Origin of the sequence: Pseudomonas sp. T1.Ur, from assembly GCF_023516725.1 — a bacterium.
In the GTDB taxonomy this organism is placed as follows: domain Bacteria; phylum Pseudomonadota; class Gammaproteobacteria; order Pseudomonadales; family Pseudomonadaceae; genus Aquipseudomonas; species Aquipseudomonas alvandae.
In genome coordinates this window covers 2494983-2518043 of record NZ_JAMGSN010000001.1, presented here as the reverse complement: position 1 = coordinate 2518043, position 23061 = coordinate 2494983, and the positions used below count along the sequence as shown (strand labels likewise).

Annotated in this window: 19 protein-coding genes; 8 read left to right on the top strand and 11 right to left on the bottom strand. The window is 62.8% G+C overall.

Annotated elements, in window-relative coordinates; all coding sequences use genetic code 11:
• Positions 1-18: 18 nt before the first annotated feature.
• Both M8Q45_RS11330 and M8Q45_RS11325 read right to left on the bottom strand, forming a co-directional pair.
• Entirely contained in the window at positions 19-822 is an 804-nt protein-coding gene (locus M8Q45_RS11330) for a putative hydro-lyase (RefSeq protein WP_249874808.1), read from the bottom strand.
• Between the two features lie 98 nt (positions 823-920).
• Entirely contained in the window at positions 921-1859 is a 939-nt protein-coding gene (locus tag M8Q45_RS11325; RefSeq protein WP_249874807.1) for a LysR family transcriptional regulator, read from the bottom strand.
• A gap of 365 nt (positions 1860-2224) precedes the next feature.
• On the opposite strand from M8Q45_RS11325, the gene M8Q45_RS11320 reads away from it, so the two are divergent.
• Positions 2225-3466: an OprD family porin gene (locus M8Q45_RS11320; protein ID WP_283939032.1), complete on the top strand. Its 1242-nt coding sequence runs from the start codon at positions 2225-2227 to the stop codon at positions 3464-3466.
• Positions 3467-3482: 16 nt separating this feature from the next.
• On the opposite strand, the gene phnE is transcribed toward M8Q45_RS11320, so the two are convergent.
• The 4 genes from phnE to M8Q45_RS11300 are packed head-to-tail and all read right to left on the bottom strand — an operon-like array spanning position 3483 to position 6713.
• Positions 3483-4250, bottom strand: a complete 768-nt coding sequence (gene phnE / locus M8Q45_RS11315; protein WP_249874806.1) for a phosphonate ABC transporter, permease protein PhnE — start codon at positions 4248-4250, stop codon at positions 3483-3485.
• Complete coding sequence (locus tag M8Q45_RS11310; protein ID WP_249874805.1) at positions 4247-5074, bottom strand: PhnE/PtxC family ABC transporter permease; 828 nt, start codon at positions 5072-5074, stop codon at positions 4247-4249. Before M8Q45_RS11310 ends, phnE begins: the two co-directional genes overlap by 4 nt.
• Positions 5068-5865, bottom strand: a complete 798-nt coding sequence (locus tag M8Q45_RS11305; RefSeq protein ID WP_249874804.1) for a phosphonate ABC transporter ATP-binding protein — start codon at positions 5863-5865, stop codon at positions 5068-5070. The genes M8Q45_RS11310 and M8Q45_RS11305 overlap by 7 nt, the downstream gene beginning before the upstream one ends.
• Positions 5862-6713 carry a putative selenate ABC transporter substrate-binding protein gene (locus M8Q45_RS11300; protein WP_249874803.1) on the bottom strand — a complete coding sequence of 284 codons (852 nt, stop codon included), beginning with the start codon at positions 6711-6713 and terminating at the stop codon, positions 5862-5864. The genes M8Q45_RS11305 and M8Q45_RS11300 overlap by 4 nt, the downstream gene beginning before the upstream one ends.
• A gap of 160 nt (positions 6714-6873) precedes the next feature.
• Between M8Q45_RS11300 and M8Q45_RS11295 the strand changes: the two genes are divergently transcribed.
• The 7 genes from M8Q45_RS11295 to M8Q45_RS11265 all read left to right on the top strand — a co-directional run bounded on the left by M8Q45_RS11295 (position 6874) and on the right by M8Q45_RS11265 (position 15318).
• The gene (locus M8Q45_RS11295) at positions 6874-7737 is read left to right on the top strand and encodes a LysR substrate-binding domain-containing protein (RefSeq protein WP_249874802.1); all 864 of its coding nucleotides are present in this window, start codon (positions 6874-6876) and stop codon (positions 7735-7737) included.
• Between the two features lie 119 nt (positions 7738-7856).
• A complete protein-coding gene (locus M8Q45_RS11290) occupies positions 7857-8909 on the top strand; it encodes a putative 2-aminoethylphosphonate ABC transporter ATP-binding protein (protein WP_249874801.1) in 1053 nt (350 codons plus the stop codon).
• Positions 8910-8922: 13 nt separating this feature from the next.
• The gene (locus M8Q45_RS11285; RefSeq protein WP_249874800.1) at positions 8923-10626 is read left to right on the top strand and encodes a putative 2-aminoethylphosphonate ABC transporter permease subunit; all 1704 of its coding nucleotides are present in this window, start codon (positions 8923-8925) and stop codon (positions 10624-10626) included.
• A 19-nt stretch (positions 10627-10645) separates the two neighbouring features.
• On the top strand, positions 10646-11473 hold the full coding sequence (phnX, locus tag M8Q45_RS11280; RefSeq protein WP_249874799.1) for a phosphonoacetaldehyde hydrolase: 828 nt from the start codon (positions 10646-10648) through the stop codon (positions 11471-11473).
• 30 nt (positions 11474-11503) lie between these two features.
• Positions 11504-12523 carry a putative 2-aminoethylphosphonate ABC transporter substrate-binding protein gene (locus M8Q45_RS11275; RefSeq protein WP_249874798.1) on the top strand — a complete coding sequence of 340 codons (1020 nt, stop codon included), beginning with the start codon at positions 11504-11506 and terminating at the stop codon, positions 12521-12523.
• 68 nt (positions 12524-12591) lie between these two features.
• On the top strand, positions 12592-13761 hold the full coding sequence (locus tag M8Q45_RS11270; RefSeq protein WP_249874797.1) for a TIGR03364 family FAD-dependent oxidoreductase: 1170 nt from the start codon (positions 12592-12594) through the stop codon (positions 13759-13761).
• A gap of 114 nt (positions 13762-13875) precedes the next feature.
• Complete coding sequence (locus M8Q45_RS11265) at positions 13876-15318, top strand: XAC2610-related protein (RefSeq protein ID WP_249874796.1); 1443 nt, start codon at positions 13876-13878, stop codon at positions 15316-15318.
• Here the strand turns inward: M8Q45_RS11265 and M8Q45_RS11260 are convergent.
• From M8Q45_RS11260 to M8Q45_RS11240, 5 genes are all read right to left on the bottom strand, one after another.
• Complete coding sequence (locus M8Q45_RS11260; RefSeq protein WP_030138875.1) at positions 15306-16004, bottom strand: outer membrane protein; 699 nt, start codon at positions 16002-16004, stop codon at positions 15306-15308. The genes M8Q45_RS11265 and M8Q45_RS11260 overlap by 13 nt on opposite strands.
• A 71-nt stretch (positions 16005-16075) precedes the next feature.
• On the bottom strand, positions 16076-16552 hold the full coding sequence (locus tag M8Q45_RS11255) for an SRPBCC family protein (RefSeq protein ID WP_249874795.1): 477 nt from the start codon (positions 16550-16552) through the stop codon (positions 16076-16078).
• 59 nt (positions 16553-16611) lie between these two features.
• Positions 16612-20028 (bottom strand): polyketide synthase family protein, encoded by a 3417-nt coding sequence (locus M8Q45_RS11250; RefSeq protein WP_249874794.1) that lies wholly within the window; start codon positions 20026-20028, stop codon positions 16612-16614.
• 85 nt (positions 20029-20113) lie between these two features.
• Positions 20114-21193 (bottom strand): acyl carrier protein, encoded by a 1080-nt coding sequence (locus M8Q45_RS11245; RefSeq protein WP_249874793.1) that lies wholly within the window; start codon positions 21191-21193, stop codon positions 20114-20116.
• Positions 21194-21267: 74 nt separating this feature from the next.
• Complete coding sequence (locus M8Q45_RS11240; RefSeq protein WP_249874792.1) at positions 21268-23058, bottom strand: FAD-dependent monooxygenase; 1791 nt, start codon at positions 23056-23058, stop codon at positions 21268-21270.
• Positions 23059-23061: the final 3 nt, after the last annotated feature.

The window sequence follows — 23061 nt, the reverse complement described above, 5'->3', positions numbered from 1 at the left end:
TCAATCCGTTAAAAAGGTCTACAGGGCGCTGTTCAGGAGATCCGTCACCAGCATGCACCCGGGGGCATGGGTGATGCACAGCGGCGGACGAGAAGCCTGGACCACGGATTGGGGCGTTACGCCGCAAGCCCAGAAGACCGGTATCTCATCCGCCTCGATCGGCACCGCGTCACCGTAGTCCGGCCGGTCGAGGGCGTGGATGCCGATCAACGCGGGGTCGCCGATGTGCACCGGCGCGCCATGGACGTTGGGCATGCGCCCGGTGATCTGGATCGCCTGGATCGCAGCAGCGGCTTTCATGGGCCGCATGGTCACGACCATTTTGCCAGACAGGCGCGCGGTAGGGTGCGTGTCGATGTTAGTGCGGAACATGGCGACGTTACGGCCCAGGTCAATGTGCCGCAGGCGTATGCCGGCCTCCAGCAGCGGTTGTTCGAAAGAAAAGGAACAGCCCAGGGCGAAGGCGACCAGGTTGTCCTGCCACAGGTGCTCGATGTCCAGCGGCTCTTCGCTCAACTCGCCGTGGTGGTAGACGCGATAGCGCGGCACTTCATGGCGGATATCGATGGGTGCGCCCAGGTTGCGCAGGAACGGGTCGCCGGGTTCGCTCACGTCCAGCACCGGGCAGGCCTGGCGATTGAGTGTGCAGTAGCGCAGGAATTCATCGGCCCAGTCACCCGGCAAGATCACGATGTTGGCTTGCACCCGCCCTTGGCCCAGGCCGCTGGTGTGGCCGTGGTATCGACCGGCCGCAATGTTCTGGCGCAACGCGTGCGGGGAACATGACTGCAGTTGTTCGAATGACAGGGCTGATGAACTCATCGCGGGGTCTCCATAGCGTTTTTGTTAGAGGCCCCTTTGTAGAAAACCCGGACGACGGCGTCCAACAAGGAAAATTGCTACCCCCTGACAAGTAAAAGTTATTCGCCCGTCGACAGGCCGGGCGCCGCCACCATGCGCTGCGGTCCGACGTCCGTGGCGTATTGGCAGACGACCTGGCGGCTCATGTCCACGATACTCTCGATCAGCTCCAGGCCCACGCCCGCACGCCATGACGCGACGACATCGAGCTGGGGCAGGGGCGCGCCGGGCTCCAGCTGGATCAATTCGCCACGGGCCAGGGGCTTGGCCACCAGCGCCGCCGGTAAAGCGCCAATGCCGAAGCCGTCGCGTATCAGTCGGGTCATGGCCGACACCGAGTTGACGCAACTGACCCTCGGCGTGTTCACGCCGTGGGCGTACAGCAGGTTCAATACGTCCTGGTGCGGCCGCGATTGCTTGACGAAGGTGATGATGCGTTCATTCGCCATCTCGGCCAGCGAGGCATAGGGCCGGGCATAGATCGACTGGCTGGCGGCGATCCAGTGCATCGGGTAGTGCCCCAGTTCGAGATTGCGCACGCTTTCGTGGCGGACCAGGTCAGTCTGGAAGGCGATGTCCAGGTAACCCTTCTGCAACTGCTCGCAAAGATTGCGCGCCGCGTCGGCGGTGATTTCGATTTCCACGGCGGGAAACGCCTGCATCAGCATGGACATCAACGGACTGAGCCAGGTGTGGATCACCGTATCCATCACGCCGATGCGCACCAGGCCTTGTTGCGGGGTGCTCTTGTCCAATGACTGCTTCAGGGCGCGCTGGACTTCGAGCATCTGCTCGGCGTATTCGAGCACTTTCGTGCCTTCCGGCGTCAACGACACCCCGCGCGAATCACGCACGAACAGGCGCAGGCCCAACTCGTCCTCCAGCGACGCGATCCGACTGGAAATCGCCGCCTGGGTGCTGAACATCTTTTCGGCGGTCAGGCTGAAGCTTTGCAGCCGGGCGACCCAGACGAAGGTTTCGAGGAACTTGAGGTTCATGGGGGTTCTCTTGGCGTTTGTCGTTCTTATGGTTGCAATTGTTACTCCAGGTCGGGCCCGGATGCGCATCAAATTTTCTTATGCCCGAGGGCGCCTTTTTTCCGTTTGACGCTTGCCTGCGCCACTGCGAAGAATCCGCCCCGACGCTGACACCGTTCGCTTCAAGAACCCGAACCCCGTGGCGAGGGAGCTTGCTCCCGCTTGGGCGCGTAGCGCACACAAAATGGGTCTGCTGCGCCCGAGGCGTCGGACGGCCCAGCGGGAGCAAGCTCCCTCGCCACGGTACAGACACTGCCCCCAACAATAAACGAGGCGCGTACGCCGTCCCCGAAGGGATCGTTCGCGCCCATAAAAAGGAGCACGCCATGCCCCGTTTCATCGACACCCGCTGGAGCCGTTCACCGGTCGGTCCCTTGCTCGGCCTGGGCCTGATGGGAGCGCCGATGGCCCACGCCGACTTCATCGCCGACAGCAAGGCCAGCCTGGAAGCCCGCAACTTTTATTTCAACCGCGATTTCAGGCAAGAAGGCGCCCGGGACAAGGCCGAGGAATGGGCCCAGGGCTTCCTGTTGCGCATGGAGTCGGGGTACACCGCCGGCACCGTGGGGTTCGGCCTGGACGCCTTGGCGATGGCCGGTTTCAAACTGGACTCCGGCGGTGGCACGGCTGGCACGAATCTGCTGCCGGCGGATTTGTCCGGCGGCTCCCAGGACCGCTACGGTGAAGTCGGCCTGACCGCGAAGATGCGCATGTCCAACAGCACGCTGAAAGTCGGCACCTTGCAAATCAAGGATCCGGTGGTGAATGCCAACGATACGCGCCTGTTGCCGAGCACCTTCAAGGGCGGGCTGTTGAACGTGCAGGAAATCGACCGCTTGAAACTCACCGCCGGGCAGCTCACCCAGATCAATCTTGTCGATTCCACCGACTACCAGGACATGACCGCCAACCGCATTGGCGGCACAAGCGACAAGTTCCAGTTCACCGGCGCGGACTACCAGTTCCTGCCCAATCTCACGGCGCAATACCGTTACGGCAAGCTGGAGGATATCTATCAGCAGAACTACCTGGGTTTCATCCACACCTTGGACTTGGGCGCCGGCCAGTCATTGAAGAGTGACGTGCGTTATTCCCGCAGCACCGAGGACGGCAGTTTCCGCAATATCGACAACCAGGTATTCGGCGCGCTCTTCACCTACAGCCTCGGCGGTCACGCATTCGGCTTGGGTTATCAGCGCATGAGCGGCGACGATCCGTTCCCCTACATCTCCCGCAGCGATCCGTACCTGGTCAACTTCGTGCAGATCGGCGACTTCGCCAATATCGACGAACGCTCGTGGCAAGCCCGCTACGACTACAACTTCGCCGCCCTCGGTGTACCGGGCCTGACGTTCATGACCCGCTACATCAGTGGCGACAATGTGCAGCGCAGCACACCGGGGGAAGGCCAGGAATGGGAGCGCAACACCGACATCGCCTACGTGATCCAGGACGGCACGTTCAAGGGGCTGGGATTCAAGTGGCGCAATGCAACGGTACGCTCGAACTTCGGCAACGACCTGGATGAGAACCGGCTGATCGTCAGTTATACGATGGCGTTGTGGTGACGGCCCGACCGGACCGTCAGGCCTTGACCCAGCGCTGACGGCTCCAACTGCTCAAGGTATCGACGGTGAAGACCAGCAACAGCATCGCCAGGATCACCGTGCTGCCCTGGGCCTCCTGGAACAGGCTGAGGCTGACATAAAGCATCTGGCCCAGGCCGCCGGCGCCGACGAATCCCAGCACGCTGGCCATGCGAATGTTGTTTTCCCAGCGGTACAAGGTGTAGGCCAACAGTTGCGGCATCAGGTTGGGCAGGGTGCCGTAGCAAAACGCCCACAGTGCGCTGCCGCCTTGCAGGCGAATCGCGTCGGCGGGTTGTGGCGGGGTGTTTTCCAGCGCTTCGGCAAACAGCCGGCCGAGCACGCCAACGGTGTGCAGGGCCAACGCCAGGGTCCCGGCGTTGGGACCGAGCCCGGCGGCAAACACCATCAACGCCGCCCATACCAGTTCCGGAACCGCGCGCAAGGCGTTCAAGACCAGGCGAGACGCGCTTCGCAATGGCCAGCCAAGTCGCCCGGCGGCCGGCAGCGCCAATGCCAGGCCCAGTACCGCCGCGAGCAGCGTGCCGAGGGCAGACATGGCGATGGTTTCCAGCATGCCGTGGGCGATTGCCTTCAGGTAGGCCGGGCTCAGGTCAGGGCTGAGAAAACGCTGCGCATAAGCGCTCATTTGCTTGAGGTTCGAGTGCTCGCCGAGCGCGGCCAGGTCGATGCCCAGATAGACGAACGAGGCAACCACGGCCGCGGCGAGGCCCAGCAGTAACAGCATGTTGAGCAGGCGATTCATGCCAGCCTCCAGCGCAACAGGCGGCTGAGCTGGTCGGCGAACAGCACCAGCACCAGGAAGGTCAGCAACAGGCTGGCGACTTCACCGCCCGCGAACATGCGCAGCGACAAGTCCATCTGCTGGCCGAGGCCGCCGGCACCGACGAAGCCCATCACCACCGAGGCGCGGATGGCACATTCCCAGCGGTACACGGTGTACGACAGCAGTTCGGCCACGACATTGGGCAGGATCCCGTAGCAGAACGCCGCAAGCCGACCGCTGCCGGCTTGCATCAGCGCGTGCGCCGGACGCTGGTCGACCGACTCGAAGATTTCCGCGTAGACCTTGCCCAGCATGCCGCTGTAGGTAATGGCGATGGCCAGTACACCGGCAGTAGGGCCAAGACCGACGGCGCGGACGAAGAGCAAGGCCCAGACGATCTCCGGCACGCTGCGCAGGAAGATGAGCAGGCCACGGACCGGCCAACGCAGCCACTGGCCCCTAAGGCCGGGCCTGCCGGAGCGGTAGGCGGCCGACAACGACAGTGCACGACTGGCGAGCAGACTCGCGGGAACTGCCAACAGCAGTGCCAAGGCCATGCCGGCGGTGGCGATGGCGATTGTCTGCAACGTGGCCTGCAGCAGCAATTCGATGAACGCTTCGTCATGGGCCGGCGGCCAGAATGCCGCGACGAACCGACCCATTTCGCTCTGGCTGTCGCTGGCCAGCAATACGCTGAGGTCCAACTCGCTGAAATGAATGCCCGGCCACAGCAGGGCGACGGCCAAAAGGCCGAGGAGTAGGCGAGGGCGGGCAGCAGGGTCCCGGACGTCGTGCTTCAGCATCGCGGAATCTGCACGCTCGAAGGTGGCGCAGGCTTCGACATGGACGCCAGTTGCTCGTTGGCATAAAGCGCGTCAAGCCGATTGCGGTCGACGGCTTCGGTGGGCAAGTCGAACAGGATCTGACCGTCGCGCAGGCCGATGATCCGGGAGAAGTGCGCCAGCGCCAGTTCCACTGCGTGCAAACTGGTGACCAGGGTCACGGCGTGTTCCCGGGCATGCTGGCAGAGCACCGAAAGCGTATGTTCGGCCAGGACCGGGTCCATTGCCGACACCGGTTCATCCGCCAGTAACACCTCGGGCGCCTGGTACAGCACCCGGGCGATGCCGACGCGTTGCAGTTGGCCGCCGGACAGTTGCTGGCATTGGGCGAACAGCTTGTCGCCCAAGTCCAGGCGGGCCAACGCCGCCCGCGCCCCCGGGATGTCCAGTGGATGCAGCAGGTTGAGCAGACTCTTGCCCAGGCCCCACTGGCCCAGTTTGCCGGCCAGCACCGCCGTGACCACCCGTTGGCGCGGTGGCAGCGGCGGCGCTTGATGAATCAAGCCAATGCGTGCGCGCAGGCGTTGGCGCTGGCGGGCAGACAGGTGCCAGGCATGCTCGCCCAACACCTGTACCTCACCGCTCCCTGGTCGCAGGGCGGTCGCCAGCACATTGAGCAGGCTGGATTTGCCCGCGCCAGACGGGCCGATGATAGCGACCTGTTCACCCGCCTCGATGTGCAAGTCCACGCCCCGCAGCGCCTGGGCGCCGTTGGCGTGGATGACGCTGGCCTGGGTCAAGCGCAATGTCATTTCAGCAGGTCGGCGGCGCGAGCGGCTTCTTCGATGCCCTTGTAGTTCTCGGGCTTGGTTTCGATGAAGCGGCTGGCGGCTTGCAGGTCGAGGATTTCCTTGTCTTTCGGATTGGCCGGGTCGAGCGCCAGGAACGCGGCCTTGAGCTTGGCCGCCAGCGCCGGGTCGAGGGTCCCGCGCACGGTCCAGTTGTAGTCGAAGTACGCCGGAGTGGTGGCGAAGACCTTGACCTTGCTGGTGTCGACTTTGCCGGCAGCCACCAGTTTTTCCCAGACGCTGGCGTTGAGTACACCGGCATCGACCTTTCCCGCCTGGACCCAGGCCGCAGTCGCGTCATGGGCGCCCGAATAGCCAACGCGGCTGAAATAGGTCTCCGGCTTGATGCCGTCCTTGAGCATGAAGTAACGCGGCATCAGGCTGCCCGAGGTGGACGAGATCGAACCGAAGGCGAAGCTCTTGCCCTTGAGGTCGGCGAGGGATTTCACGGCGGGGTCGGCGGTGATGAATTTGCTGGTGAACTGGGCGTCCTGTTCGCGTTGTACCAGCGGAATGGCGTTGCCGGTCTTCAGGCGAGCCTGGACGAAGGTGAAGCCGCCCAGCCAGGCCAGGTCGATCCGGTCGGTGGCCAGCGCCTCGACCACGGCGGGGTAGTCGCTCACCGGGACGAACTCGACTTTCATGCCGATCTGCTGCTCCAGGTAAGCCCCCAGTGGCTTGAACTTGCGCAGCAGTTCGGTCGGCGCCTCGTCAGGGATCGCGCTGACTTTCAGGGTGTCGGCGGCCTGCGCCAGGACAGCGCTCACGGTCAGGGTGAAACCGACAGCCAGTGCCAGGGTACGCTTGAGCATGAAAATCTCCGGTGCATGGAAGCATGAATGTTCAAGCGCCGGGCATTCTTGCCGGGCGCGTTGTGAGGGTAGACGAATGGCGGCGATTTTGATCGTTTCCGGTGACCAGGTAAATCTTTATAGTCGCTTGCCCTCATCCTCTTTCTGGAGCATCCACGACATGCTCAGCGCCGAGCTGAAGTCTTTCCATATGGTCGCCCGCCTGGCCAGCGTCACCCAGGCGGCCAAGAAACTCGGGCTGAGCCAGCCGACGGTGACCACGCAGATTCGCAATCTGGAGGCCCAGTACGGCGTCGAACTGTTCTTTCGCGGCGGTCGCCGGCTGACCCTCAGCGACGAAGGCGCGCAGTTGCTGCCGATGGTGCAGAAGCTGTTGCAGCAGGAAGCCGACATCGAGTTTTTCCTGCGCAACAGCGGCCAGGTGCAAGGCACGCTGCGAATCGGCGCCACGGCCCCGTACTACGTGCTCGATATCATCAAGGGCTTTCGCGAGCAGTTTCCCCTGTGCGAAGTGACCCTGGAAATCGGCAACTCGCTGCAGGTCATCGAGGCGCTGGAAGAGTACCGGGTGGACCTGGCCGCGTCCTCGCAACGGGTGGAAGATTCTCGCCTGACCCGATTGGTGCTGGGCCACGACCCTCTCGTCGTGGCGGTGCACCGCAGCCACCCGTTGGCGAGCCATGATCGCGTGGCGCCCAGCGCATTGGCCGGGTACTGCCTGCTGATGCGTGAAAAAGGCTCGACCACCCGCACGCTCACTACAACGCTGCTGCGAGAAGCTGGCGTTGCGATTGGGCCACTGTTGGAGATTGGCAGCCGTGAGTCGATTCGCGAAGCGGTCCTGCGCAACATCGGCATCAGCGTCATCGCCCGTCATGAGGTGCCGGAGAACCCGCTGCTCAAAGTGGTGGAGCTGGAGGGCGCGCCATTGATCGCCGAGTACCTCTATTGCCTGAAGGAGCGCCGCCAGGCCCGGCTGCCTTCGGCGTTCCTGGGCCTGGCACGGGAAACGGCCGAGTCCTGAGCCGACTACGCAAATTTGCCGATGGCACTATCGGCAGCTTTTAGCCAACTGCAATCAAGCCTTCGTACTGCCTGCCTACCATGACCCTCGTCGAGTTGACCGCTCATCGAGGTAACGTCATGACAAGAACACGCTCCGTAGACATGCAGATACGCGACATCCATAAAAGCTTCGGCGCCTTCAAGGCCCTGGATGGGGTGTCGCTGGACATCGCCGCCGGTGAACTGGTGTGCTTGCTCGGGCCGTCCGGTTGCGGCAAGACCACCTTGCTGCGCTGCATCGCCGGCCTGGAGCGGCAGGATCGCGGCACCCTGATGATCGGCGCGCGGGATGTCTCCAGCCTGGCGCCGCAAGCGCGGGACTACGGCATCCTGTTCCAGTCCTACGCGTTGTTTCCCAACCTCACGGTGGAGCAGAACGTCGGTTACGGCCTGGCGGGCAACAGCCGCGAGACGATTCGCCGCCGGGTCAATGAGATGCTTGATCTCGTCGGGCTGTGTGGCAGCGAGAAAAAGTACCCCGGCCAACTTTCCGGCGGCCAGCAGCAACGGGTCGCCCTGGCCCGTGCCTTGGCCCCGGCGCCCTCGCTGTTACTGCTCGACGAACCGATGTCGGCCCTCGATGCGCGGGTGCGTGAGCATTTGTGCACGGAGCTGCGCGGGCTGCAAAAGCGCCTGGGCATTACCACGTTGATGGTCACTCACAACCAGGACGAGGCGATGCTGATGGCCGACCGGATCGCGGTGATCAACCAGGGCCGCGTCGAACAGTTTGCCAGTGCTCAACAGATCTACCGCGCGCCGGCGACGGCTTTTGTCGCCGATTTCATCGGCCAGGGCAACTGGCTGCCGTTCGAGCGCGGCCAGGATGGCCAGGTGCGGGTTGGCGAACTGAACCTCACCCTGGGCGGCAATGATATCCAACCGCGCGGTCGCCTGTTCTGCCGTCCGGAAGCCGTCCGGATCAATCCGACGACCCCCGAACACAACCTGTTCGACGCGCAACTGCGGGAGCTGACTTTTCTCGGCAATCGCTGCCGGCTGAGCTTCGAGCTCGACGCGCTGCCAGGCCATGGTCTGTTGGCTGAGTTGGAGCCGCACGCCATGCCTCCGTTGACCGGCGCCCACCTGAAGGTCGCGCTGCCGCCCCAGTGCTTGCAGGTTTTCGCTTGATATGGACGTCACGATGACAATCAAGGCGACCGCATTCCAGCCACGCCAGGTGGCCGGTGATTTCGCCGATCGCCTGTTCATTCGCGGCGGTCAATGGCTGCTGCTCATGTTGCTGGTGGTGGCGGTCCTGCTACCGCTGCTCGCCATGCTGTGGCGTGCCTTCAGCGGTGACGCCAGCCAGGGTGGGGGCCTGCACGCCGCACTGGCATTGTTTGCCAGCGCGAACTTCCGCTGGTTGCTGGGCAACAGCCTGACAGCTTCTCTGACTGTGGCGATGATCGTGGTGCCGCTGGCCTACGCGTTCGCCTATGCGTTGCAGCGCACCTGCATCATCGCCAAGCCGCTATGGCGGGGGATTTCGCTGCTGCCGCTGCTGGCAACTTCGATGCTGCCGGGAATCGCGCTGATCTACCTGTTCGGCAACCAGGGGCTGCTGCGCGGCTTCATGGCGGACAACATCTATGGTTTCTGGGGCATCGTCCTCGGGCAGGCGATCTACACCTTTCCCCATGCATTGATGGTGCTGATGTCGGCGCTGGCGTTGGCGGACGCGCGGCTGTTCGATGCGGCCTCGAGTATGGGCGCCTCGCCTTGGCGGGCATTTCGCAGCATCACCTGGCCCGGCAGTCGGCAGGGCGTATTTGCCGCGTTCTGCCTGGTGTTCACCTTGTGCATCACCGATTTCGGCGTGCCGGTCACGGTGGGCGGTGACTATCAAGTGCTGGCGCTGGAAGCCTACAAGGCGGTCGTTGGGCAACAGCAATTCGGGCGCGGGGCATTGATCGGCCTGATCCTGCTGGTGCCGGCCTTGCTCAGTTTTGCGGTGGACGTGTGGCTCCGTCGCAATCAACGCGAGGCCATGGGCGGCCGCGCCCAGGTCTATCACCCTCGGCCATCAGCGGGGCGGGACGTGGCTTTCCTGGGCGTTACGGCAATGGTCTGCTGCGTGTTGCTCGGGGTGTTCGGCATGGCTGTGTACGCATCGCTGGTGCAGTTCTGGCCCTACGATTTGTCCTTGTCGCTGGATAACTACGGTTTTTCCGACCTGCCCGGCGGCTGGCTGGCCTATCGCAACAGCCTGATGCTGGCCGCCTGCAGCGCCGTGTCCGGCAGCCTGCTGATCTTCACTGGCGCCTACCTGATCGAGAAAACCCGGCAAAGCGCATTGACCCGAATCCTGCGGCTGCTCAGTTTCGTGCCCATGGCGGTCCCCGGCCTGGTCCTGGGCCTTGGCTATGTGTTCTTTTTCAATCTGCCGGGTAATCCGCTCGGCAATCTTTACGGCAGCCTGGCGCTGTTGGTGGTCTGCACCGTCGCTCACTTCCTGACGACCGCGCACATGACAGCCAGCACGGCCCTGCGCCAGCTCGACGCCGAATTCGAGGCTGCCGCGCTGGCGCTCAAGGTGCCGTTGGCGCGGCATTTCCTGCGGGTCACGCTGCCCATGTGCCTGCCGGCCTTGCTCGACATTGTCCGCTATCTGTTCGTCTCGGCGATGACCACGGTCTCGGCGGCGATTTTCCTGTACAGCCCTGACAGCGTGCTGGCCGCAGTGGCGGTCCTGAACATGGACGACGCCGGCAACGTAGGCGGGGCCGCCGCAATGTCCACCTTGATCCTGCTGACCTCGGCCAGTGTTTCGTTGCTGCTTGCGACTTTCTCGCGGCGCCTGCTGCGTCGCTCCCAGGCCTGGCGCCAGCCGGCGCCGGGCCTTTGAAAACCTGTTGGAGATTCTGATGCACTACCAAACGCCAACCCGCCTGCAAGCCGCCATCCTCGATTGGGCGGGCACCGTGGTGGACTTCGGTTCGTTCGCCCCGACGCGAATCTTCGTCGAAGCCTTCGCCAGTTTCGACATCGAGCTCAGCCTGGAGGAGGCCCGTGGCCCGATGGGCATGGGCAAGTGGGATCACATCCGTGCCCTGTGTGATCAACCCGCCGTGGCCGAAAGATTTGTCCGTCGGTTCGGGCGCACGCCGAGCGATGACGACGTGACCGCGATCTACCAACGCTTCATGCCGATGCAGATCGCCAAGGTCGCCGAGCACTCGGACCTGATCCCCGGCGCGCTGGAAAGCATCGCCGCACTGCGCCAACGAGGCCTGAAAATCGGCAGTTGTTCCGGTTATCCCAGGCAGGTCATGGACAAGGTCGTCGAATTGGCCGCAACCAAGGGCTACAGCCCCGACCATGTGGTGGCCACCGATGACGTGCCCAAGGGCCGGCCGAGTCCGGCGCAGGCCTTGGCCAACGTCATCGCCCTGGGCCTGGACGATTTGGCCGGCTGCGTGAAGGTCGATGACACCGAGCCCGGCATCCTCGAAGGCCGCCGGGCCGGGATGTGGACCGTGGCGCTGCGTTTTTCCGGCAATTTCCTTGGGCTTGACTGGGCACAGTTCCAGGCCCTGTCAGCCCGGCAGTTGGCTGCCGAGCGCACGCGCATCGACGGACTGTTCGCCGCGAGCCGCCCGCATTACCTGATCGACACGATCGCCGGGTTGCCCGCCGTGATCGATGACATCAACGCCCGACTGGCCCGCGGCATGTTGCCGTCCCACACCTGAAAGCCCCACTGACCGATACGGAGCCGTACCATGTCCAAACGCACTGCCTTGGCCGCCGGCCTGCTGGCCGCTTGTGCTTTTCAAGCCCAGGCCAATACCGAACTGACGGTTTACACGGCCCTCGAAGTCGAGCAGCTCAAGGCCTACAAACAAGCCTTTGAGCAGAAGAATCCAGGCATCGAAATCAAATGGGTGCGCGATTCGACCGGCATCGTCACCGCGAAGCTGCTGGCAGAGAAGGATCGCCCACAAGCCGACGTGGTCTGGGGCCTTGCCGGCTCCAGCCTGGCCATCCTCAAGCAGCAAGGCCTGCTGGACGCCTACAGCCCGGCAAACCTGGGCCAGATTGCAGCAAGCTACCGTGACGCCGACACGCCGCCAACCTGGGTCGGCATGGACGTCTGGGCCGCGTCCATCTGTTTCAACACGGTGGAAGCGCAGAAGCTCGGGTTGCCGAAACCCACCCGTTGGGAAGACCTTGCCAACCCGGTGTACCAAGGCAAGATCGTGATGCCCAACCCCGCGTCGTCGGGCACCGGTTACCTGGATGTCAGCGCCTGGCTGCAGACATTCGGCGAAGCCAAGGGCTGGGCCTACATGGACAAGTTGCACGCCAACATCGGCCAATACACCCACTCCGGTTCCAAGCCCTGCAAATTGGCGGCTTCCGGTGAGTTCCCCATCGGTATTTCGTTCGAATACCCGGCCATTCAGCTCAAGCGCAAGGGCGCGCCACTGGACATCGTGCTGCCCGCCGAAGGACTGGGTTGGGAAATCGAAGCCACTGCCGTGATCAAGGGCACGCCGCACCTGGAGGCAGCGAGGAAACTGGCCGATTTTTCCGCCAGCCGCGAGGCCATGGATCTGTACAAAGCCAACTTCGCTGTCCTGGCACAACCGGGCATCGCCGAGCGCTTGCCGGAGTTGCCAGCGGACTATGAGCAGCGGCTGATCCGCAACGATTTCAACTGGGCGTCGGAAAACCGCGACAACATCTTGGCCGAGTGGCGCAAGCGCTACGACGGCAAGTCCGAGCCTGTCGCCAAGTAATTCGCCTATTCCAAGGCCCGAGGTGTCGAGCGGGCCTCACCTGGTCATAGAAAATTCAAGGAGTCTCCATGTCTGAGCACGACTGCGACCTGCTGGTCGTCGGCGCGGGTATTCTCGGTCTGGCCCACGCTTGGGCCGGTGCCAAGCGCGGCCTCAAGGTCAAGGTGTTCGAGCGTAGCCATGCACCGCTGGGTGCCTCGGTCCGCAACTTCGGCCAAGCGTTGGTCGGCGGCCAGGCACCGGGCGCCATGCTTGACCTGGCACGCCAGGCAAACGGTTTGTGGAAGACGTTGGGGCAGGCCGCCGGCTTGCATCTGCACCAGCAAGGCTCGTTGCTGTTCGCCCGGACGGAAGCCGAGGAGGTGTTGCTCGAAGCGTTCGTGAACGGGCGCGGCGCGAGTTTGGGTTATCGCACCGAACTGCTGCGCGGCGATGCCCTGGAGGCCCTGTATGAAGGCCGTTTTGCCCATCATCGTGCCGCGTTGCTTGGCCTTGATGACCAACAACTGTATTCCCGCGAGGCGCTACCGCAGATCGTCGAGTATCTGGCCCGGGCACTGGGCGTCGAGTTCCATTTCTCGACGCTGGTACGCGATGTCGAGACCCACCGTGCCGTCACCAGCGCCGGTCGGTTTACCGCCAGGCACATCGTCGTTTGCTCGGGCCATGACTACCAGACGCTGCTGGCCGAGCCACTCGCCGCGCTGCGACCGCAGGTGTGCGGCCTGCAAATGCTGCGTGTACGCCCGCGTCAGCCGCTGGCCCTGCGGCATGCGCTGCTGACAGGGCTGAGTTGTGTGCATTACGGCGCCTTTGCCGACCTGCCCGAAGCGGATGCCATCCGCGCGCAGATCCGCAGCCAGCAACCGGAGCTGGAAGCCCATGGCATCCATTTGCTCATCAGCCCGACACCCTACGGTGACCTGATCATTGGCGACTCCCATGTCTACGGCAGCGATATCTCGCCGTTCAACGCCGAACAGGTGGATCGGATCCTGATTGACCTGGCCCAGGACACCTTGGGCGGCGAAGTCGACGTGCTGGAGCGCTGGCAGGGCGTCTATGGCGCGCGTGGGCCGGGGCCGTTCAGCGTGGTTGAAGCGGCGGACGGCGTCACCGCGGTGGTGATGCATACCGGGCTGGGCATGAGCGTCGGCCTGGCGCTTGGCGAGCGAACCGTCGCCGCACTGTTGGGCGAAGCCGGGCCGATCGTCCCGAGGCACAGCACGGCGGCTTGATTGGCGATCGCCCAGGGCTGGCGTCGCAGTGAAGGCTGAGGGGGGGGCAGGGCTGCCTGCTTTACGTCATCGCCGTTACACTACGGCCCCTCCCTTACGCCAGGTAAACGCGGGATGCGTGCTTTCTTCAAGGTTGTGCTCTTCTTTATGCTTCCCGCGGCCCAGGCCATCGCCGAGCCGCTGTCTTTTTCCTTCAGCGCCGGCAGCGGAGCCTACCTCGTCGAAGTGCTGTTCCCCCAGCCGCCCGAAGATCGAAAGCAACTGGCTCCGTCGGTCATCACCGTGCGCACCCCGTCCACGCAAGAGGTCTTGCAGCAATTGCAGACCCAGGCCGGCAATATTCCCCTGGACCGCGATGGCAAGGACAACGGCTGGATGCTCGGCCGATTCAGCCTGGTGTATTTCGATGATTTCAACTTCGATGGCCGTCTGGACCTGGCGATTCGCAACGGTGACGATCCTGAAGTGGCCTACAAAGGAAACTACGATGTCTATCTGCAGGACCCGGAGAACAACCAGTGGGTTCTGAACCGGGCGTTGACGGACCTGGCAAAGGAAAGCAGCGGCGGAATGTTTGCGGTCATCCCGAATGAAAATCTGTTTTCCCAAACCGACCGCGACGGCCATTGGACGCGCACGTGTCGGTGGAGAATGCAGGGCGACGAATTGGTCCGCCTGCATTGCGACACCGAGGACAACATCCAGCCGACCGAATACGACGATACCTCCAGCATGCCGCGCGGTTACACCCGGCGCACCGTCGGCGATTGGAAGGACGGCCAATGGCGCGAACAATCGACCCTGGACGGGCCGGCCAGTGAGGATCCGCAGTTGTTTGCCGGCAGCCTGCAAGACCATGTCCCGCTGGAGATCTGGTACCAGAAGCAGGGCGCGGTGGTCATTGGAGAAGTGCGCTACCTCAAGGCGACCGGCACCGAGTCAGTCAGGCTGGTGGGGACTCGGGAAGACGAGGGCGACGACGAATTCGTCAATCTCTACGCATATGCCGATGACGGGCGACGGATGGGCGAATGGCGCATCACTCGGGAAAAGGTCGATCCCTATCCTTACATCGCCACCTGGACCCCAGCCGGCAAGGACAACGACCGCCCGCAGACAGTGGTGTTGCACGAGGATGAGCGCGAGTCGGATAACGACAAGACCGGCGATGTCGAGTTGGACCAACGCAGCGGCCATTATCAGATGCGGCAGGACTCGATGGGCCGCGACGGTGATCTGGACCTGAAGATCCTGCCGGATCGCAGCGCCGATGGGAAAGAAATGGCTGAATTCAGGGTCACCGTAAAGGGCATCGTGACCGAACTCCAGATTGTGCCGATGGAAACCGAAAACCTCATTGTCGTGTCGCAAGCGCAAACAACCGGCAAGAATGGGCCGTACAACATCCAACTGGTAAAGAATTTCGCGGTCATCAACCACAACGGGCCGCTGGAAAGCCAGGACATGCTGACGGGCATGTACCTGAAACAGCCGCTGGCTGGCGAAAGCGGCGCCTTGCCGAAGCAAGGCGCCGGTCTACCGCGTCAGAGCCAGTAACGCAGGCCCAGCATCACGGATTGGGCCTCGTACTCGGTGCTCACGTCGCCTTGGGGCAAGCGCTCGATGTCACCGAAATGCGCTTCGCGCGTCTTCAGGCACCGGTAATCCACCGACATGGACCAGTGCTCGGTGAACTCGTACCCCACGCCGGCACCCAGTTGGTAAGCCGACACCGTGTCACGATGGGTACCGCCGAATTCGACACCGCCGGCCTCCAGGCCGCTGACCGTGAGGGTGGCATAGCCGAGGCCGCCACCGACGTAGGGTGTGAAACGGTCGAACGGCGCCGGCAGGTTCAACACGTCGTACCAGAGATTGGCCATCAAGGTCGTGGCTTTCTCTTCGCCTTTGCCGTCGATACTCCCGCCGCCCTCATAGACCCGGTTGTTGAATTGGGTCAGCGTGTTCTTGCGATAGCCCAGTTCAATCTCCGGCCTCAGCCCTACAGGGAAGCGCCAGCCCAAGGCCAGGCCAGTGGCGTAGCCGGACTCGGTGGGTTGGTTGAACTCCATCTCGACGAAATCCAGGTCGTTCTGGGTCAGGTCCTGCTCAGCGACCCAGTTCGCGCCGCCCATCAGACTGGCGTAGGGGCCCAGCGTGTCGGCGAAGCTGGACGCCGGGACAATGAGGCCGATGCCGATCATGCTCAGCGCCAGGTATTGGGTGTTTTTCAGTAGGTTCATGCTCGGTCCAAATGTGCCGTTATCAAAAAAATTGCGGTAGCTCGCGCTCGGGACATGACGTCCCGAGCCGGTCATACCAGATGCAGGTGCGTTTCAGCGTGATCGCCGCCGGGGGTGCAGGCGGCGTCCGCCCGCAGCTCAGCCAACGCCTTCAGGTTGTTCAAGGCCGTGGTCATCGCCACCGTCAATGCCTTGCGCATCAGCCCTCGGTACAGAAAGCTCAAGGGGCCGGAGATCTTCGCGCTATGGATGACCTGGGTTTCATTGGGCGAGAGCCTGCGCAGCCGATGATCGAATTCGAGCTTCATCCAGAGCAGTTTCGCGCTGTTGCGATAGCTTTCCTGAGGCAGCACCGACTCCAGTTTCAGTGGCATCTTCAGGCCATTGTTCAGGACGCAAATGCCCTGCGTCCCCGGTTGAAATGGGCCTTTGAGTTCACAATGGCGGACATCGGTGTCCCATAACGGCGATTCGGAGAAGTTGCTCCAGATTCGCCATATGACCGGCGGTGGTGATTTGACTATGACTTGTACGTTGACATCGCTCATGGGATTACCTTGGCTGCTGGGGGCACGGTCGTGCTCGAAAGTGGACATCGAGCCACGCTTCAGGCGGCAGGCGCGGCTTGGCTCAGCACTTGCGCGGTGATATTCGCCTGGCCGATTTTTTCGCCCCGGTTGAACAGATCAATGTGGATGCGGTTGGTCTTGAAGGACTGCAACTGCGCTTCCATACCGGCTTGCGGTGCCAGCGAAAGCGGGCTGTTGCGGGGGATGGGCCGGTCCAGGCTGAAACTCAGGGCCAACAGGTTCATAGGGACATTGAGGGGGATCTGCAGATGGCCGTGGGCGATCTGCATGTAGCATTGGCGCGCGATTTCGAGGAAATACACCATCGAAAAATGCGCAGGGTCGCCCTCATGGAAAAAATGCCCCTCGGGCAGCTTGACCGTGTCCACGCTCAAGCCTTGGGCCACCGTGCTCATTTCGCTGACGATCACGTTCTCTTCCCTGGCCTTGTGCAGGAACGCCTTGTTGCCACACCGGCGGGCGGTGAATTCGCCGGGCGGTGTGGTTTCGAAGGCCGAGCTGTAGGCCATTCCCAGCACGCACGTGCACATCAGTTTTCCGCCCTGCATGACCTTCGCCTGGAAGACATGGGCGTCCTGGTCTTGCTCCACGTGCAGGTCGATCACACCTTCCTTCTGCACGTATTGCTGGAACTTGATGCCCAGTGTCTTGACGTAGGCGACGCGGCCATTGAGCGGGGGCATGGTCTGCTCGATCAATTGCATCACGCCTTCGAGCAAGAGAATGCCGGGCACGTGATCCAGCGGGTGGTCGAAGAAATAAGGGTGCGCCTCATTCACCCGCAATTGTGCGCGCAGCGAACGCGGGCCCCGTTGCACGTGGCTGATCACTGTGTTTTCGGGACGACGAGGCCATTGCGTCGGCCGCTGGCCCGCTGGGCCCTGGTGCAGGGCGAAAAGCCCTTCCATCGCGCGGACGCGAACGCGCAACCCGGCCAGGACCGTGCTCGTCAGCATGTCGCTGAGCTGCAATACGTCGACGCCGTCGTGTTGCGGTTCCCGGACGATTTGGCCGGGGCGCGCAGGCGCGGCGAGCGGTTGCAGCGAGCGCGGCGTCTCGTGAGCGAAACGCAGGGTGAACGGGTGCTTGGGGGGAGGGGAAAGCTCGGCCGGCAGCGGTTTCCATTCCCGGAGTTTTTCGGTGAACAGCCACATCACCGGCTTGGCGCCTTCGCGAACCTCGATCACCGTGTGCGCCGAGGCACTCAACATCACGGCCAACAGGGTCTCGATACCGCTGGCTTCTCCCAGGAAACCGGTCATTTGTCGCAGCGGTCCGTTGGCCCGGGCCATTTCGGGTTGCAGCTCGCAGACCTCGACGTGCGGGTACTGGTCGCGTTTTTTGCCTGCCAACTGGCACGCTTCGTCCAACGACGTCGCGGCATGGGCGAGGACCGCCGCACGAATCACCAGCAGCGGCGTATCACCGGAATCGGGCTGATAGGGACGCAGGGCGACCACGCCGAGTCCTTCGCCTTGTACCGCTGTACTGCGCAGGGCGCGATCGATCTCGATTTCACCGCTGATAAACCGCCCGGCGCCCAGCAGCAAGGTGGAAATGCCTTGCTCGAACCATTGCCGGGAAGCCAGCAGCGTCTGCCAGAACAGACCTGGGGTGCCGGCCAACGTCTGGTGGAACCCCTTGAAGTCGAATATCTGCGCCGGATAACCGGAGAGCATGTTCGGCAACATGGTCGCCACGTCCGTCACCTCCACGCCGGGCGGTGTGCCTTGGCTTCGAGCGTAGAACTGCTGGGCGCTGCTGTAGGCATTGCTGAATCGTTCGCCGCCCATGTTGCAGCACATCACCATGGCGGTGTCGGCTGACCCCGCCACGCCTGGCAAGCGCCGCAGCAGATGGTTCACCCGGTCGGCGACCAGTAGCTTGAACGGGTCGACATGGGCCAGGGGCTTGGGGCCCATGCCGAAACCGGCGATGTCGATGAGCGGGTCCCGGGCGAGGAACTTCCCGGATAACGGCCGGCTCAGGTCGCCGTTGTAATCGACGAAGCGCCCGTAAGGAAAGAGCACGGCGGGCGTGGCTGGCTGGTCGAGCTGATGTTGAAATGACTGCAGTGAATCGCAACCGCTGAACGCAGCTTCAGCCTCGACCACGGCGAGATCGAGTTTCAACACGCCCGGGACAGCCTGGGCGGCTGGCGCGTGCCCGTCGTCGATGTATTCATCCACCACCAGGTGCGCGTTGGCGCCGCCAAAGCCGAAACTGGAAATCCCGATCCGGATGGCCGATTGGCGATCAGCCAAGGACTGCGGTTGCCGGGTGGCAAGTCGCAGGCAGGTTCCGTCGACTTTTGCGCTGGGGCAGTAGTCAGGTTGGGGCGGGACGCTCCGGTGACGCAGGATCATCAGCGCCTTGGCGAGCGAGGCGCCTCCCGCGGCGGCCAACGGATGGCCGATGACGGACTTGATCGAGCCGATGGTCAACTTTTCGCCGGTGTTGCGATGGGCGGCGAAGAAGCTGTCCAGGGAGGCCAACTCGGTCGCGTCACCCAATGGGGTGCCGGTGCCGTGGGTCTCGATATAGTCGACGCTGCCTGGGTCCAGGTCGCTGTAGGCACGCTCATAGGCACAATATTGAGCCTGTTTGCCCGGCGCGAACACCGAGCCTTCGGCGCCGTCGGCGGACAAGCCCAACGCCCGCAGGACCCCCAGCGGCTGCCGCCGGGCGGCCAATGCCTGGGAAACTGGCTCGACCAGGAACGCCGCTGCACATTCTCCGGGCACGATGCCGTCGGCGTCCTGGCCGAACGCCTGCATGCTGGCCCGGGCGGAAAATGCCGTCAGCTGCGAGAAGCCAAGGAACAGCGCGGGCGGCAGGACCGTGTTCAAGGCCATCACGATCGCGTTATCCGCCTGGCCGCTGCTGAGCAAGGCCTTGGCCATGTCGATCGCATAAGGGAAGGAACTGCAGGCGGTATCCACCGACAACACCGGCCCGCCCAAGGCGAAAGCGCCGGCCAGTGCGGCCACTTGTTCGCCCGGCGTGAACCCGACAGGCGCGCCGGAGCTGTTCGCGGTTCCTGTCGCGAAATAACTTTCGTCGCACCATGAAGTGGCGACCACCAGCGCCGTGCGCTTCGTATCCAGTACCGAGCCTTGGGCCGCCAACTGGGCGAGCAGCGTCTGGAGGACTTTCTTGCCGATCGCCACCTGCCGGCCATCGTGGCGCGAGGGAATCGATGCATCGTCGGTCAGGCAAAAGGCACTGTCCAGGTAGGTGCGGTCCTTCTCGCCAGCCTTGGCCGAAAATATCGTGCTTTTATCCAGCTCCCAACGTGCCGGCATGGCCTGGATGGGGGCTATCTTGCCTTGGACGAGCACATTCCACAGGGCATCCGTCGAAGGCGCTCCCGGGAATTCGCCAGCCATCGCGCTGAAGCACAAGTCACCCACTGTCGTTACCGCGCCACTCATTGCTATCTCCTGATTCACTAAAGCTGGGTGACCTGTCGGTCACCCGGTTTCCATTCCATGTGTTGGCAGCGCCTGCCAGCGGGCTTCAGCCCATTCTTTGCAGCAGCGACAGCGCGTCCTGTGGCGTGCGGCGCGACATCAGTGCTTCGCCGGCGAACTCACTGTCGGGGCAGCGTTGGGCCATCGACTGGCAAAGCGCCTCCCGATCAAAACCGTTGAGCCCCAACTGGGCAAAGGGCGTCTCGACATCCAGCGCCGATGGCGCGTCCGCGACCAGTGGCGAGAGGGCGCCGAGCAACACCTCGTCGATCGCCGTCGATTCATCTGTGGTGGCGGTTGCAGGCTCATCGGCAGCGCTGCGTGGCGCGTCATTGGCAAGGGCGTCTTCGATGAGCGCAATGGTTTGCTGCGCACATTTGGCGTTGGCCAACTCGCTGCTCCGGGCCTTGAGCTGTGGCCACAGGGCGACGACCGACTCGAGGAAATCCAGCTGCACCAGAGAATCCATTCCCAGGCTTTCATAGCTTTGTTGACGATCGAGCTGATCGACGGTGAAACCGGTGATGCCGGCCAGTTGGTCGAGGACCCAGGCTTGGACGTCCATTGCCGGCGCCTGCGGGTTGGCCTCAAGCCTGGCGAGCAAGGCTGTCGGTGTCGGCGCATCGAAAAGCTGCGAAGTGAGGTCTTTCTTTTCCGGGAAGTGCTGGGCCAACGACTCGAAGATATCGACCAAGCCCAGCGAGTCGATGCCCAGGCTTTCAAAGCTCTGGTCGAAATCGATCTGCTCGCTTTTGAAACCCGTGACCGTGCTTATTTCCGCACGCAGCCATTGCGCATAGGTGAGTGCAGGCAGTTGTTCGGCGACCGGAGCCGCGGCTAGCACCGATGGCTGCGAGATAACCGGCTCGAGTGCAGCGACGCTGTCCTTGGCAGGCGCTTGGACACCGTGGGCGTAGACGCCCTCGAGTACCTGCTGGTGAGCGTTGAAGTAATGCGCGGTGACGGTTTCGGCCTGCTCCAGCAGGCGCATCAGGATGGATTCCTTTGCGATATTGGATTCGCAAAGGGAATCAATGATTTTTTCGGACAGTGAAAAATAGCTGTGGGCTATTTTCCCGTTGGACACGATGAACTCCTGCACAACGTCGTTGAGCTGCAAGCGCATAAGGTTCTCCTTAACCATAAGTGAGTAGGTTCTATTCAGTCATCAAGGCATGGCCCGGGGCTGGGCCATGAGAATCAGCAGGGCAGATCGGCAGTCACGACTTGAAGTGGGAGCTCCACCGCATCGATTTCGGAAAAGGCTGTCTTCCCGGCGCCCTTGAGCAACCCGGACCTCACGCTCAGGTAAGTCATCAGCGTTATTGCATCGGCGCCCTGGAAGGCGATGTAGCCATCGGGTCGGATCAGCATCAACGTGCCTTCCTTGGCGTGATAACGCTTGTGCAGGCGCCAGTCAGGGTCCAGCAGGGTGGATTGCTCGGCGGGCAACCCGACGCTGCTCAGGGCATCGACCACGCAGTAGGCCTTGATCGCCGGGTAGTCGCGCTCCACCGAGGCGGCCAGCGAGTAATGGCTTGGCAACAGGGGCGAAAATTGATCCGCTGCGCTGAAGATCAGTAGGGTGAAGGTCCCCTGGAACAGATCGATCAGGCGTTTGGGCGGCATGCCCTGGTGCTGCCACAGCTCGACATCGGGCGCCAGTTGTCCCGAGCGAGGGGCGGGGGCCTGGAACGGGGTTTTCTTGCCTTTTCTGGCCCAGCTGCTGCGCTGCTTTTTGGTCAGCGATTCCTGGATGTGTTCGCTCTTGCCATAGTGGTATTGGTGGCCGGAAATCATCGACGGCAGCTTGCGCTGGATCTTCTGGCGGTTGCTCAACAACGGCAGGACATTGTCACGCAACCAGACCAGGGCAGGGTGCCTGACCGTGATGAGCCCCGTGAGCCGATGCGCGGTGTTTTCCACTTCCAGGGCAACCGGGTAGCGTTCATCGTTGTAGCTTTCCAACAGCGACGGATCGGCGAGGCCCTGGTCCACGTAGGCCATTTTCCACGCCAGGTTATAGGCTTCGGAGATGCCCAGGTTCATCCACTGGCCACCGATCGGGCTGCCGATATGCGCGGAGTCGCCCACCAGGAAGATCGAGCCTTGCTGCAACGATTGCACTCGGCGATGTTGGAACGAGGCAATGGTGGTCGAGGAGATGTTGGACAGGGTCATCTTCTGCCCGCGTCCTTCGCACAGCCGTTGGAAATTCTCCAGGGTCAGGGGCGGGCGCTCGCCTTCGGGCGGCAGGTTGTAGGGCATCTCGATAAAGAGGCGATAACGCGATTGATCGCTGATCGGCGCGACCGCTACATACCCATCCTGCGCGCCAAGGAAAAACGCGCCTTCGTCCTTGCTGCCGGACCATTCGATGTCGGCGTCGGCGAGCATGAAGAAACGGTCGTAGGAGGAGCCCTCGAACGTCATGTCCAGGCGTTTTCGGATGTTGCTGCGCGCACCGTCACAGGCCACTGCCCAACGGCTGGTGATGGACTCTTCGCTGCCGTCGGCGTGACGCAGCGCCATGTGCACGGCGCCTGGCTGGTTTTCGATATCGACCAGTTCAGTGTTCCATTCCACATCCGCACCCAGCAGGTTCAGACGCTCCAGCAGGATCTTTTCAGTCTGCGGCTGCGGCAAGCTGAGGAGGAGGGGATAGGTGGCGTCCAGGTAGGAAAAGTTGTAGTTCAGCACCCGCTTCGCGTTGGACTGGACCGAAAACTGGTTGATGGTAAAACCGTCGGCCAGCGCCTGCTCGGCAATGCCGAGGTCGCGGAAGATTTCCAGGGTCCTGGAATGAATCGCCATCGCCTTGGTCGCGGTCGAGGGGCCGGCGTTTTTTTCAATGATGCGAAAAGCCACGCCCCATTGCTTCAACATGATTGCCAGGGACAGGCCAATGGGGCCGGCACCGACGATCATCACCGTCGCAGCGTTGCCCGGCTGTTTGAAATGCTTGGGGGCCAAAGTGCTCAGAGTGTTCATCGA

What these genes read in the sequence shown, in the direction of transcription:
- M8Q45_RS11275 (WP_249874798.1), top strand. Translation starts at nt 11,504, where the DNA reads ATGTCCAAACGCACTGCCTTGGCCGCCGGCCTGCTGGCCGCTTGTGCT.
- M8Q45_RS11325 (WP_249874807.1), bottom strand. Translation starts at nt 1,859, where the DNA reads ATGAACCTCAAGTTCCTCGAAACCTTCGTCTGGGTCGCCCGGCTGCAA.
- M8Q45_RS11245 (WP_249874793.1), bottom strand. Translation starts at nt 21,193, where the DNA reads ATGCGCTTGCAGCTCAACGACGTTGTGCAGGAGTTCATCGTGTCCAAC.
- M8Q45_RS11260 (WP_030138875.1), bottom strand. Translation starts at nt 16,004, where the DNA reads ATGAACCTACTGAAAAACACCCAATACCTGGCGCTGAGCATGATCGGC.
- phnE (WP_249874806.1), bottom strand. Translation starts at nt 4,250, where the DNA reads ATGAATCGCCTGCTCAACATGCTGTTACTGCTGGGCCTCGCCGCGGCC.
- M8Q45_RS11320 (WP_283939032.1), top strand. Translation starts at nt 2,225, where the DNA reads ATGCCCCGTTTCATCGACACCCGCTGGAGCCGTTCACCGGTCGGTCCC.
- M8Q45_RS11255 (WP_249874795.1), bottom strand. Translation starts at nt 16,552, where the DNA reads ATGAGCGATGTCAACGTACAAGTCATAGTCAAATCACCACCGCCGGTC.
- M8Q45_RS11290 (WP_249874801.1), top strand. Translation starts at nt 7,857, where the DNA reads ATGACAAGAACACGCTCCGTAGACATGCAGATACGCGACATCCATAAA.
- M8Q45_RS11270 (WP_249874797.1), top strand. Translation starts at nt 12,592, where the DNA reads ATGTCTGAGCACGACTGCGACCTGCTGGTCGTCGGCGCGGGTATTCTC.
- M8Q45_RS11330 (WP_249874808.1), bottom strand. Translation starts at nt 822, where the DNA reads ATGAGTTCATCAGCCCTGTCATTCGAACAACTGCAGTCATGTTCCCCG.
- M8Q45_RS11240 (WP_249874792.1), bottom strand. Translation starts at nt 23,058, where the DNA reads ATGAACACTCTGAGCACTTTGGCCCCCAAGCATTTCAAACAGCCGGGC.
- M8Q45_RS11300 (WP_249874803.1), bottom strand. Translation starts at nt 6,713, where the DNA reads ATGCTCAAGCGTACCCTGGCACTGGCTGTCGGTTTCACCCTGACCGTG.
- M8Q45_RS11250 (WP_249874794.1), bottom strand. Translation starts at nt 20,028, where the DNA reads ATGAGTGGCGCGGTAACGACAGTGGGTGACTTGTGCTTCAGCGCGATG.
- M8Q45_RS11285 (WP_249874800.1), top strand. Translation starts at nt 8,923, where the DNA reads ATGACAATCAAGGCGACCGCATTCCAGCCACGCCAGGTGGCCGGTGAT.
- M8Q45_RS11310 (WP_249874805.1), bottom strand. Translation starts at nt 5,074, where the DNA reads ATGCTGAAGCACGACGTCCGGGACCCTGCTGCCCGCCCTCGCCTACTC.
- M8Q45_RS11295 (WP_249874802.1), top strand. Translation starts at nt 6,874, where the DNA reads ATGCTCAGCGCCGAGCTGAAGTCTTTCCATATGGTCGCCCGCCTGGCC.
- phnX (WP_249874799.1), top strand. Translation starts at nt 10,646, where the DNA reads ATGCACTACCAAACGCCAACCCGCCTGCAAGCCGCCATCCTCGATTGG.
- M8Q45_RS11305 (WP_249874804.1), bottom strand. Translation starts at nt 5,865, where the DNA reads ATGACATTGCGCTTGACCCAGGCCAGCGTCATCCACGCCAACGGCGCC.
- M8Q45_RS11265 (WP_249874796.1), top strand. Translation starts at nt 13,876, where the DNA reads ATGCGTGCTTTCTTCAAGGTTGTGCTCTTCTTTATGCTTCCCGCGGCC.